The 12,447-nt window shown below is 44.9% G+C and carries 14 protein-coding genes; all 14 read left to right on the forward strand.

Features of this window, described 5'->3' with window-relative positions:
- Positions 1–25: 25 nt before the first annotated feature.
- Positions 26–223 carry a hypothetical protein gene (locus tag AB4623_RS00585; protein WP_371728401.1) on the forward strand — a complete coding sequence of 66 codons (198 nt, stop codon included), beginning with the start codon at positions 26–28 and terminating at the stop codon, positions 221–223.
- Positions 223–1,392: a phage tail protein gene (locus AB4623_RS00590; RefSeq protein WP_372106147.1), complete on the forward strand. Its 1,170-nt coding sequence runs from the start codon at positions 223–225 to the stop codon at positions 1,390–1,392. Before AB4623_RS00585 ends, AB4623_RS00590 begins: the two co-directional genes overlap by 1 nt.
- Complete coding sequence (locus tag AB4623_RS00595) at positions 1,385–1,873, forward strand: phage major tail tube protein (RefSeq protein WP_048669342.1); 489 nt, start codon at positions 1,385–1,387, stop codon at positions 1,871–1,873. The genes AB4623_RS00590 and AB4623_RS00595 overlap by 8 nt, the downstream gene beginning before the upstream one ends.
- Positions 1,874–2,049: 176 nt before the next feature.
- Entirely contained in the window at positions 2,050–2,613 is a 564-nt protein-coding gene (locus tag AB4623_RS00600; RefSeq protein ID WP_372106148.1) for a phage tail assembly protein, read from the forward strand.
- A 112-nt stretch (positions 2,614–2,725) separates the two neighbouring features.
- Positions 2,726–5,467 carry a phage tail tape measure protein gene (locus tag AB4623_RS00605; protein WP_371692034.1) on the forward strand — a complete coding sequence of 914 codons (2,742 nt, stop codon included), beginning with the start codon at positions 2,726–2,728 and terminating at the stop codon, positions 5,465–5,467.
- Between the two features lie 29 nt (positions 5,468–5,496).
- Positions 5,497–5,838, forward strand: a complete 342-nt coding sequence (locus AB4623_RS00610; RefSeq protein ID WP_231901000.1) for a phage tail protein — start codon at positions 5,497–5,499, stop codon at positions 5,836–5,838.
- Positions 5,835–6,038, forward strand: a complete 204-nt coding sequence (locus AB4623_RS00615; RefSeq protein ID WP_017101207.1) for a hypothetical protein — start codon at positions 5,835–5,837, stop codon at positions 6,036–6,038. The genes AB4623_RS00610 and AB4623_RS00615 overlap by 4 nt, the downstream gene beginning before the upstream one ends.
- Entirely contained in the window at positions 6,038–7,012 is a 975-nt protein-coding gene (locus tag AB4623_RS00620) for a hypothetical protein (protein WP_132813627.1), read from the forward strand. The genes AB4623_RS00615 and AB4623_RS00620 overlap by 1 nt, the downstream gene beginning before the upstream one ends.
- Before the next feature lies 1 nt (position 7,013).
- Positions 7,014–8,249: a tyrosine-type recombinase/integrase gene (locus tag AB4623_RS00625; RefSeq protein WP_132813628.1), complete on the forward strand. Its 1,236-nt coding sequence runs from the start codon at positions 7,014–7,016 to the stop codon at positions 8,247–8,249.
- Positions 8,250–8,326: 77 nt separating this feature from the next.
- Entirely contained in the window at positions 8,327–8,623 is a 297-nt protein-coding gene (locus tag AB4623_RS00630; RefSeq protein ID WP_132974589.1) for a MarR family transcriptional regulator, read from the forward strand.
- 319 nt (positions 8,624–8,942) lie between these two features.
- Entirely contained in the window at positions 8,943–9,890 is a 948-nt protein-coding gene (locus tag AB4623_RS00635; protein WP_004733490.1) for a hypothetical protein, read from the forward strand.
- A 233-nt stretch (positions 9,891–10,123) separates the two neighbouring features.
- Complete coding sequence (locus AB4623_RS00640) at positions 10,124–10,801, forward strand: hypothetical protein (RefSeq protein ID WP_004733491.1); 678 nt, start codon at positions 10,124–10,126, stop codon at positions 10,799–10,801.
- 12 nt (positions 10,802–10,813) lie between these two features.
- Entirely contained in the window at positions 10,814–11,920 is a 1,107-nt protein-coding gene (locus tag AB4623_RS00645; RefSeq protein ID WP_155758979.1) for an ImmA/IrrE family metallo-endopeptidase, read from the forward strand.
- Positions 11,921–12,012: 92 nt separating this feature from the next.
- Complete coding sequence (locus tag AB4623_RS00650; RefSeq protein ID WP_372145500.1) at positions 12,013–12,306, forward strand: hypothetical protein; 294 nt, start codon at positions 12,013–12,015, stop codon at positions 12,304–12,306.
- The last annotated feature ends 141 nt before the right edge of the window (positions 12,307–12,447 follow it).

Raw genomic sequence — 12,447 nt, forward strand, 5'->3', positions numbered from 1 at the left:
GGCTTTTTTATTGGAGCGTTTGTCTGTGCAGAAATCAAAAGTGAAAACACTGGAATACCCGATCATCAAAGAGTTTCGATTGAATGGTCGTTGGGTATCTCCAAATGAAAAAACTATCCATCTTTTGCCTCAACAAACGGCCTTCCTTATTCAAAACGGGAAATTAGGGCCAGCGATTGAAGTCAAAGTATCGTCTAAACCCACGGAAAAAGAGGGCAAGTAATGCTCACGCCAATCCAAGATTTTGAACTCAATGGGGTAGAAGTTAACACCATTGAGCCTCAACCAAGCATGGGACCACTTGCATTGCAGGTGGTTCATTTAATTGGTACCGCCCCAAACAAGAATACGGGCTTGAGTTATAACGAGCCAACGCGTTTATGGAATTACAGTCATGCGATGTTATCGCTTGATAGCGTCGGGACCAGGCAAGGCACATTGCCTAATGTGGTTCGCTACTTACTTGAATACGTTAAGTGCCTTGTGTACGTCACGATTGTAGAAGCCAATGCGGACGCATCCGTGACTGAAGCAAATATCATCGGCGGGGTAAACAGTTCTACAGGAGCGATCACCGGCCTTGAAACCGTTAAGGCGTGCGCTGAAACGCCAACCATCATTGCGGCGCCAGGCTTTAACTCGAAAGCCGTGGGTCAAAAGCTGGCGCTTATTGGTCGTGACGTTCGCTGTCGTCCGGTTCTTGATGGCCCAAATACCAATGATATGGCAGCTGCAGAGTTTGCCGCTGAATTTGGCTCGGAAGGGACGGGACAAGATAAACTGTCGATTATCGACCCATGGTTTTTGAAAACCTATGACGGCGTGCAATCTCTTATGCCTGCTTCTATTGCTTTGGTGGCAGCGATGGCCTCGGTTGAAGGCTGGGAGAGTCCGCAAAATCGAGGGGTACTTTGTGATGAAACTGCTCGTAATGTTTCATACAAAATCAACGATAAAACCACTCAAGCCAATTTCCTGAATAAGCATGGTGTGGTGACGATTGCTCGCACACGAATGGGGGGAATGTCTATCATTGGCAACCGCTCTAATACCGGGCGTTTTCTCTCTCATGTCGGTTTGGAAGATTTGATGGCGCGTAAGCTGGAAGAAACCAGCCAACCGTTGATGGGTAAGCAGCTTACCGAAGAGTTCATGGATCAAGTTGTTGACCGTTTAACGAACTGGGGCCAAAACTTGGTGGCTCAGGGCGTTATCCCAGTATTCAAAGCATTCCTACACCCAAGCAAAAACAACCTAGAGAATTATACCTCTGGGCGTTGGTACTTGTGTGTTAACTATGGTCGCTATGCTCCGAATGAGCACATGGTCTATGAAATGAGTGTAGACAACGGCCTTATCGAAGCGTGGTTAGAGGAGGTCGTCAATGGCTGATCGTATTCGCATGCGGCTCTCGGCGCAGATTGAATCTGTGCCGTTGATGAACGAAATCGTGGAGTTCACTCCGGTTGATATTAAAACCAAGACGGTGTCCAACGAGGGCTCGTTTGTCGAGTCTGAAGATGTAGTGGGCTTTGAGCCACTTAAGTGGACGCTTAAAGTACGTGGTGATCACCAAAAAATACAAAATGCCCTTGGCCGCTTCTTTATGGATAACGCTCAAATTAACGTGACGGAAAAAGGCAAAGATACCGATCAGGCGAAGTACCAAGAGGTTTACTCGATGTACGGGCCAATCACCAACATCAAAAAAGATGCTGTGAAGATGGGCGAAAAGCCAACCGTAACCATTGAAGGTACCTGTAAAGCATACAAACTCACCGATACGGGTACTGTCATTCACGACATTAATGTCGATACGGGCAAGACCGTCGTTGGCGGTGTGGATTTGATGGGGACAGCGGGTATTAGTTAGGAGAGGTGTTGATACACCTCGACCAGTGGCAGGGGGGAATGGTTAAGGACTCAGCAAGCGAAAGAGATCGTTCGAGAAGTGAGCGATATGCAGATCTGCACATCGCCTTCTCACTAACCTTACCCAATCAAAACCTAAGCCACCCAAATTGGGTGGCTTTTTTATGGAAAAAATTCATGAAAAATGAAAGCAAACTGACTTTTTTCTCGCGTGAAAGCGTGACCCTTAAAACGATCCCTGTAGCGCAGTTCCGTAAGCTGCCACACATCGAAGCCGAACAAGAACTCACGGCTAAACAGCTCTTCGAACAACGTAAAGCCGTGATTATGGCGTGCAGTGATGTGACCAAAGAAGAGTTCGAAACCTTAGCGGTGCCCGACTTCAATCAGCTCTATGACGACATCTGTGATTTGATTCTAAAACCATCAGATGAACTGCGGGGTGAACAGCTTAATGGTAAGTCGGTAGAGTTTGCCTTGCTGCATCCTTTCGAAAATGAAGTAGGCGACAAGATTAATAAGGTGAAGTTTGCCATTCCTAAAGTCGCGCACTCTGAAGCGTTGGCGGACATCACCGAAGAGCGAGCGCGTGAAGATTTCATGTTTGAGGTGATCACGAGCTTGCAAAGGTCCGATCTTGATTTTCTCTCAATCAATGATTATCTGGCGCTAAAACCGCAGGTGGGCGCTTTTTTTCAACAATCGGCGGCGTACTTTCGCCCGATGACGTTGAGAGCCTAATCGACCTCGTTCCAATGCACCGAAATACATCTGAGTCTGAACTAAGGCGATGGCCACAAGATGTCGCGGTGCGTCGTTATGAGCTTATTCTCGCCAAACTTGGGGTGAAATAATGTCCGAGAAAATTAACCTCATTCTGAATACCACCGTCAATGGTCTTGAGGACATTGTTTCAACGACCACAGCCACAGAGCGGTTAACCGCGGCACTTGAAAGCCAGCGTGGAGAGGTGATCTCACTTAATGGCAAGCTCAAGCAATTAAATGGTTTTGAGTCTGCCAGCAAGCGAGCAGCTAAGTTAGCCGGTCAGCTTGATGATGCTAAAGCAAAGGTGACTCGCCTTAGTCAAGAACTGGAAGACAACAAACAGCGAACTTCGGGTCTTCGGGTTGAATACAGTAAGACACAAGCGGAGATAAAAGGCCTCAATTCTCAACTGAAAAAGGCCTCGGGCGAAGGGGCCATTGATTTAAAGAATCGGTTATACGAAGCGCAAAAACGGCTAGATTCATTTAACGATGAGATTCACCAGGGCAAGGTGAAAACCAATGAGTTGAATGCGGCCTATAAAGCGGCAGGTAAACGGGTTACCCAGCTAACCGATAGCCAAAATAAGCAGCGCGAAAAACTCAGAGGGCTGGGCGCCGCGTTAAAAGAGTCTGGGATCAATACTGGCCGTATGAGTGATGAGCAAAGAAAGCTCGAAGCTCAGGCAGAAAAGGCCACAGCGGCTATCGCCAAACAAAACCGTCACTTGAAAGAGATGAAATCAATTCAATCACGAATTGATACTCGCGATGCAAAATTGAGTGAGATTGGCGGTCAAGCGACGTCGCTTGCCATGGCTGCTGCACCAATAGCGGCGACGGTGTGGTCGGCAGTAAAGAACGAAAGCTCGTTTGCTGATGTGAAAAAGGTGGTCGATATGACCCCTGAAGAAGCAGATGCCATGCGTAATTGGTCGCTAAGAACCTCCACTGAAACACCGATGAGCGCCAATGACATCAACGCTATGTTGGCAGCTGGTGGGCAAAGCGGCATCAAAGACAAAGCCGAGTTAAAACAGTTCGTGCTCGATTCTGCACAAATGGGTGTCGCTTTCGATATGGAAGCTGGCCAAGCGGGTGAAACCCTCGCGGTATTTAAAGCAGCATTAGGGTTAGATCAAAATGGTGCGATGGGCCTTGCTGGCCTTGCCAACCATTTATCGAACAACTCGAATGCGAAAGCTAACGACATTGCAGGCGTAATGGCTAGGCAAGGCGCGTCTGCCAAAATGGCGGGGTTCTCCGCTAATGAAGCCGCGGCGCTTTCGGCGTCGATGTTGTCTGCAGGTATGGGGGAAGAACGCTCTGCAACCGCACTTAAGAATATTTCAGGTCGCCTCACTCTTGGCGGCGCAGCAACCAAAGCGCAGCAAACCGCGTTATCAACCGTAGGTTTCGATTCAGTAGAACTCGCCACATCAATGCAAAACGATGCTTCGGGGACGTTATTGCTAGTGCTTGAAGCCATAAGAGATGCGCCATTAGAAGAGCAAAGTGCATTAATCACTCAAATCTTTGGTGAGGAAGCGAAAGGGGCTGTGGCTTCACTGGCGGGCAACACGGATCTATTTCGTAAAACGCTCAAGTTAGCTAAGCAAGGGCAAGACGTTCATATTCAGTCATTACAAGACGAATATGAGGCACGAATAAACACCAGTGAAAACGGCATTTCTCAGTTCATCAACAAGGTGAACCGTTTAAGCGTGATCGTTGGTACCGCTCTTTTACCTGCGCTCAATTGGGTACTTGAGCCATTAGGTGATGGCATCAATCTATTGGCGGATTTTGCCGAAGCTAACCAGGGCGTTACGGCTGCGGTTGGAATTGGTGTTGCTGGCTTATTGGCGTTCAAAGGCGCGATGTTAGCAGGCAAAGCCGCCTCCCTTATCTTTGGTAATACCCTCGATAAAGGGCGCTTGTTTCGAAAGGGCTTAAACCGAGAAACCCAACAAAGTGGCCGAGCAGCGGCTTTTGCAACGAAACAACTTAGCCGGTTAAACCGAACCATGATGAGCATGGGCTCTGGTCGTGGCGGTAGAGGAAGTGGCGGTGGTTTGGGTGCCAGTGGTAGTCGGTCAAAAAGCCGAATGCCTCCACGTAAGTTACGTTCACGAAACCCGCTTGCTCGAGCTTACAACATGGCGAGCACAATGATGACGGCCAACCGTGGTGCTTTGCCATTATCGTTAGGCGGTGGCGCATTAGCGATGATGCCAAGCGTTGCGATGGCGCAAGATGGCATCGCGCTCGCCGGTGATGTGGCTCAAGGTGCGGGTAAAGCAGGCTTAGGGAAATTACTTAGGCCTTTCGATATGGCGATCAGTGCCGGCAATATCGCAACGGCCGTCACCGAAGGCGATACCAAAACCGCCTTGACCGAAGGTGGTGGGCTACTTGGCAGCATGGGTGGCGCCAGTCTTGGAGCGACTATCGGCACAATGGTGTTCCCGGGTATTGGTACCGTGATTGGCGGTTTAGCCGGTTCACTATTAGGCGATCTTGGTGGTGAGCTGTTAGGAGGATGGTTCGGCGATAAGCTGGATTCGCCCGACGACAAACTCATGGCCTCGGAAACCGTGTCTGAAAAGTTGGTCGAGAAAGAGAAAACCGAAACTCTCGCTCGGCAAACACCCAACGTTACCTTTAAAACCGACGTCGCTATTCAAGCCGCACCAGGCATGGATGAACAGAAAATTGCAGCTCAGGTTACCGCTCAAATTGACCAACAAATGAAGTCTCAATATGACTCTTTAACGGGGCTTACCATCGACGATTCCATTAACGTATCTGCTATTGATAGAGGTTAACCATGCATCATTTAGTGATCGGGGAGTTCGTGTTTTCGGTTGGAGATAAAACGCCCATAACGAAGTTTGATAGAACCACGGCGGGCGCTTATTCCGAAGTCGGCCTCATTGATAATGCGCGTTCAGAGCGAACTGGCAGACCACTTGAAACGATAGACATCACAGCCAAATGGCTTCAATACAGCGCGGCTAAATCAGTGGATGCGATTCGTGCCTTGATTGATGAGCCTCAACAAGTGAGTGACGGTCAAGGTTTTAACCTGGGCCGTTGGACGATCAAACAGATTAAAGAGGGGCGCAGTGAGCTTATTCATGATGGGCGCGCCATGGTGACGGATATGTCTTTGCAGCTCTTGGAGTACCGTGGATGAAAATATTTGCGCGTAAAGGGGAACTAATCACTGATTTACTCTTTAAACAAACAGGTCAAGACAGCGATCAGTTAGAGATCGCGTTTTATCGCCTTAATCCGCATGTCCGTGGTGATGCCTTCACTGTAGATACCCATGTCCATATTCCTGAAATATCTACGGTGAAACCCACTCAATCTGTTACGAGGTCTTGGGACTAATGTTCAAACTAGTCGGCAAAAATAGCGAACTGTTATTGGCTCGCCTTAAATCGTGGCGTCTATCTGATGGCAACGGGATTGAGGGGGATAGCCTTTCTTTAACGATCAACTCTGATGACATTGACGGCATTCCCCCGAAGGGAGAAAAGTACTCAGTCTATTTGGGTGAAGTGCTGCGTGATGAATTTCAAATATCGAAACGTTCCATCAGCTTACATCCCCGAGAAGTGACTTTGGTGTTGTCTGTCGCCCCTTTCAGTATTAAAGATGAAACCGGTTATCGAGAGCGTAAATCGATGAGCTGGGACAAGACAACACTGGCTCAAGTTGTTGCGGATAATGTGACCCCTCATGGCTTTCAAACTTTTGTGCATCCGAGATTACAAAAAATTGAAATCGCGCATGTCGATCGCACTGATGAAAGTACGCCTTCGTTTTTGTACCGGCTTGCTAAGCAATATGATGCTGTCGCTAAACCTATCGATGGTCGCTTTATTTTTGCTCCCAAGGGGGAAGCCAGAAGCGCCAGTGGCAAAGACCTTGAAACCATCACGTTATCGCAGCCCAGTGGTAATCAGCCACAACTTCCGAATTTCATCAACGTGAGTATCGACCTCGATGGACGAACGGATGTCGCCGGTGTTAAGGCATTTTATCTTTCGACTGAGGACGGCACTCGACAGGAAGTGAGAAAAGGTAAGGCGCCATTTAAATCGATAGGTAAAGACAGAAACAGTCAACAAGAAGCAGAGCAGGCATGCGCGAGCGAACTCAGACGAATGCAGCGAGAGGGACGAAAGCTCAGTATCGAAGCGCCGCCAAACCCAGCGGTATTTGCGGAGGGGCTATTGATTCTCGATAGTTCTTTCCCTGATGCATTCCAAGGAACGTGCTCAATAGACAGCGTTTCGTTTTCAGGCCAAGGCTTACAACCAAGGCGCATGAGTATTAAAGCCACCTTAACAGGAGAATAGAATGATTAAGTTGAATGCCGGTGTTCATCATGCCGCTACTGTTCGCTGTAAGATTTCCGAAGCGCAAATTAGAAAATACTCGAAAGACCCAAGAGTGACGCAGTTGAAAGATGAGCGTTATTCGCTTTACTTGCGTTTTCGTAAGAATCGAGATCAGGGTTCGTGGGTTTATATGGAATATAAAGACGGTGCTCAGAGGCCTCATACGCTAGGGAAGTACCCGAACCTTTCAGCCCCTCATGTGTTTGATGTACTCAATTATTACGTCTTAGATCTCGCTCAGGGCAAAAGAGCGATATTTAATGAGTTTGAAACTGTTGATGAGTTGTTGGTTTGGCATCTAGACAGAGAGAATCGGTCACAGCACTTATCTGCAGAGCGGATCATCTCGCTCAAATGTATGGTTGACCTTCACCTCGTGCCCAGACTGCATGGGGAAAGAATTGCTGAGCTGACTCATCGGAAAATTGAGAAGTTGTTGATGAAACCGCTAAGGGAGAACAACTACTCAATCAGTTATATTCGATCTATCTTTCAGGCTTTAAAGGTTGCCTTCAAAAAGGCGAAGAAGTTAAAGATGATAGGGCATAACCCATTAATCGATATGGTGTTTACAGATTTCATCACGGCCAAAATTGAAGCAAAGGGATGCAGCCTTAAACCAGGCGATGTTCAAGAGTTATTGGAAGGGCTTTGCACATCAGATCCTTTTGCCCGAGTTCTAGGTCTACTGATGCTTAGCCATGGTTCACGTATTGGTGAAACGCGTAAGGCCAAATGGTGCAACGTCTGTTTCAAAACTAAGCGATGGAAAATCCCTAAGCATGATACGAAGACAAAACGAGAGGTCATTTACCCATTAACAGACGAGATGGTCGAACTGTTAAAGGCGTTTAAAGCATGGCAGTTAGCTAACTATTACAAGGGTAACCATGTCTTTCCACAAACCAAACGAGATAAAGCACCAATATCTCGCGTCAGCGCTACGGAGTTAGTTAAAACGGTATCAAAGGGTAAATGGTGTGCTCATGACCTAAGGAAGCTAGCGAGAACTATCTGGGCTGATATAGGTATAGATTACCTAGTTGGTGAAACGCTGCTCAACCATGCCAAAGGAAAGCTAGACCAGGCATACATCCATACTCACATTGAACTGCAAAAATTTGAAGCACTAAGATCCTATCATCAATGGCTAAAAAATTGCTGGCGGTCATGTTATTTGCCTACATTTGAATAATTTTGTCATGGTAAAAAGATCATCTAGATCAATCATTAAAAGACATTTAAATATGAATAGCTCAGGACAGTATTAGTATGGGTAAATCCGAGCAAAAATGTGAGGTGAATCACGTTCTAGTGGCCGCTGCGCGACTTGCTCCGCACCAGGTGAAATTGGTGAAGTTGAGTAAGACGCAATTGAGAGTATTGGATTCGATAAAGCAGGGCGAAGAGGTGACAGCGCAACTTATTGCTAAGCGATGTGATTTGTCACCAAGTTGGGCAAGTTCTCTTTTGAGAAGTTTATATCTGAGATGCTACCTAACAAGAGTAAATGTTGGGTTAGATTTTGGTGGAGTTGAGTTTCGGTATCGTCGTTTGGTTTCTCGCTGAACCGTATCAAACAAGCGTTTGATTGTGCTGTCGCTGTTATGAGAGCTCACGGGTGATTTTAGATTATGTATATAAATTAATTAGATAGGTTCTTCTGGAGCCTATAAATGTTCAAACGGGCCCACACCCCGCGAAATAAAAATTTTTCGGGTCATATGGTCACCACCACTCCTAAGGGTTTTACAATATGGTTGTAAAAACCAAGGTTGAGCATGATGCGTAACGCAGTGACAAAATCTGATTTTAAATCACAAATTAAGCAATTGGTTGAGTGTAATATTAATTGCATATTTTTATTTTAAAACAGAAGGAGTTAACGATGGAAGAGCTTCATCGACGTATAGCGCATGCTTTGCATAAAGATGGTTGGAATTTTGAAGGAGGAATTCGAGCCTCATTACTTAAAGGTGCAAAAAGAATCAAGCCAGATGAGTATGAGGTGGGTATGAAAGGTAGCTTGTTTTGTCCTATGTGCTTTACGAATTTAAATAGAGTGCCACATGACAGAGAACATACAACTTCCAGTATGGAAGCTCATTTTAGACATCTGCCCAAGTACAAAGGAATCTTTTGCGCTTTGCGCTCTGCTAAAGCCGAAGGTAAAAAGTACACTAGCTCAGAATCAGTAAAGCAAGCGATTGATAATGAGGAACTAGTAATAGTTAGCGGTTTTATGAAAGACAAGCCAGAACAACGCCTACCAGGAGAACCTAAACCATTTGACGACGCTCAAATTGAAGATGTCGAAGGGCCGGAGGCTGACGTACCTTTGGGGGTTCATGATGGGGAGTCATTTAAAGTTCCAAGTAAGATTACTTCTTTAAGAGGCATATGTCGTAACTTTGATAAAAACTATTATCGCTATTATTTTTTCCCAGGCTATCAGCATGCAATTGCTCTGACATCGCTTATTCATGACGCTCGAAATGTTAAAGACGAAGACACAAAACCTAAACTTTATGTAGTCAAACTTAAGAATTCTAATCATTTTGGGAATCCACCAGGAGATAACAATATTCGTATGACTTTTATTGAAAAGTCTACAGAAGTGAAAGACTTTTGCATTAAAACTCCTCACTGGCTTCAGCATGAGCACGGAATCGGAGATGAGACGGAAGGGCGTTACGCTTTGGTCTATGGAAAAGCAACTGAGAATGGTATCGGCTTGTGTTTTGAGGACCTTGGATGGGGTGAATTAGCATTAATACCAGAGAAGTATAACTACCTAATTGAAGATGTTTATACCGTTGCTCATCAAGCTAACTAAATAACGTTAAAGGCACCAATCGGCGCCTTTAACTATTTCAAGTCACTAACTCTTTCCTTTCACTGTCATCAACTCCGCTAATCTAGAATTCGCCGTCTCAGCAATCTTTGCTATCAAAATTTCCCAATATGTAAAGTTTAACTTTTCAATTTCATTTCTTGTTTCTTCCTACTAAAGTAGGTTAAAATAGGAAATGAAGCGTTGCGGCTCGAATTACTCCAGAAGGAATATAAATGAATACGAATGTTGTAAAAACTTGGGAGTCAGATGAAAGCTCCCTACAAGAAGAGACAGTTCTTAATATCGATAAGCGTGTGTTTATTGATGCGATACAAAGTGGGATCTATCAGTATAAAAGCGTGAACAAATTTCATCCAATAACCGCCGCTGGTTCTAGAGCTTGGGAAGAGATCGTTTCTTCTTTTCGTCAAATGGTAGTTGATCAAAACCAAGGTTGGAAAGCCATACATAAAGACGGAATGCCTCTATTAGTTAATTCATCTGAACAACTTACTATCGTTATCACTAGCGGTGATTCTAATACTGGCATCGATGGTGACATACAACCAAGAACACGAAATCAAAAAGGGCAAGCGACCCAAAGTTTTGTAGAAGCAAACTATCCTCTTTTCGAAGATGTTGCTACTATTGATATATTACCTAGTACGGCAGATGGCCATGAAACATGGGTATTTCTATACCACATAGACAGAGGTAAATTAGAGGTGAGATTCGAGCTTGCTCTACCTACAGAAACTGCTTTGTCAGGCTCTAAAGGAAGAGTGAAAATTTCAAGCTGGTCTCATAGGCATTTGTTTGAAGCCGTTCCGTTCGATGGACAGATTTCAAACCCAATCCCACCTACATTTACTGATGATGAAGCAGATTTTTTCGACCCTATTAAGAAGTAAGTAGTAGAAAATATGTCAGTTAAATTTAATCCATCGAGGCTAAAGTTAGCCAGAACAAGGAGACAACTTACTTTCAAAACATTGGCTAGTGAAGTAGGTTTGACGCCTCGCATGGTATCAGAGTACGAGAAAGATTATTGTAACAGTGAGCCGCCAGAAGCGACTGTCGAGGCTTTTTCACGTGCTTTGAATTACCCACCAGAATTTCTTTTAGATGAAGATGCAATAGAAAACGTATCTAAAGATACGGTATCTTTCCGCTCGTTAAAAAGTATGAAAGCAGCTCAAGAGCACGCGGCCATAGGGGCTGGGCAAATCGGTGTAATCATCAATGACTTTTTTGAGAGTAGATACTCATTAAAAGATGCCGAATTGCCGGATTATAACGGCTATGAGCCGGAAGTTGCTGCAGAGGCATTGAGGCAAGAGTGGGGGCTAGGGAATTACAGTATTAGCAATATGATTCACCAACTTGAAAAGCATGGTGTTCGAGTGTATTCACTCGCAGAAAATACCCAAGACGTAGATGCGTTTTCATTTTGGAAAGGAAATGTTGCCTATGTTTTCCTGAATACTAAAAAATCAGGCGAGCGCAGCCGCTTTGATGCCGCTCACGAGCTTGGTCATTTGATCTTGCATAAGCATGGAACAGCACAGGGTAAAGACGCCGAAGCAGAAGCAGATAAGTTTGCTTCCAATTTTCTGATGCCAAGAAGTACTATTTTGCCCTATAAGGGAAACAATATTTCTATCGAAAGCATTCTAACGCTTAAACATAACTGGAAAGTTTCCGCTATGGCGCTCATTGTACAGATGCGCTCTGTTGGTGTTTTAAGTGAATGGCAATATAAGTCTTTAATCATAGTTGCAAGTAAAATGGGGTTGAGAACGCGAGAAATTGATGGGATCACGCGTGAACAATCGCACGTCATTAGCAAGATTTTGGCAGCGCTAGAATCAGAAGGTGTGTCTATTGCATCACTAGCTAAGATGTTACACCTGCCTTTAGATGAAGTTACGAGCCTATTGTTTAGCTTTGGCGTAGTTCATAGTGACTTTACTAATACAGCTAACAGGCAAACACCCTCCCATAAGCCAGCACTAAGATTAGTGAAATAGATTAAGCCCCTTTAAATGGGGCTTTTTTATAACTGGAACTTTGCACATACAGAGACTAAAATCATGTTAACTGTATATATAGCCAGTTAATAATGAAATCTATACGCTACCGTCAAAACTACAAATACCATGTCTACACTAGAAATGATCGAGGTTTGATCCCCGCATTGCTACGTGATGGAGAATACGCCTTTAAGCCATTTGGAGGCTTTCTGCCGTTTGAAGATAGTGAAGAGTACCAGTTCGTAAAACTAGTGAGCCTGACAGCCTACACGGTTGAGAAGGAAGGGGTAGAAGTTTGGGAAGACATTCGACCTGGCTGCTATCGATTCGGCGCGTACTTTATCCTCGAAAGAAATGATGGTCTTTTTACACTTGAAAAATGACACATTTATGTACCTATTTACGTCCAAATAAATTTATGCGGATATTTTATAGTTAATAATATTTGTGGGTGCTCAGGTGGGCAAAGAATCGAAAAATAAAAGCGTTTAATAATTTACCATACGTATGATTTGTGACTACCA

The organism is Vibrio sp. 10N.222.52.C12, from assembly GCF_041474215.1.
Taxonomy (GTDB): domain Bacteria; phylum Pseudomonadota; class Gammaproteobacteria; order Enterobacterales; family Vibrionaceae; genus Vibrio; species Vibrio crassostreae_C.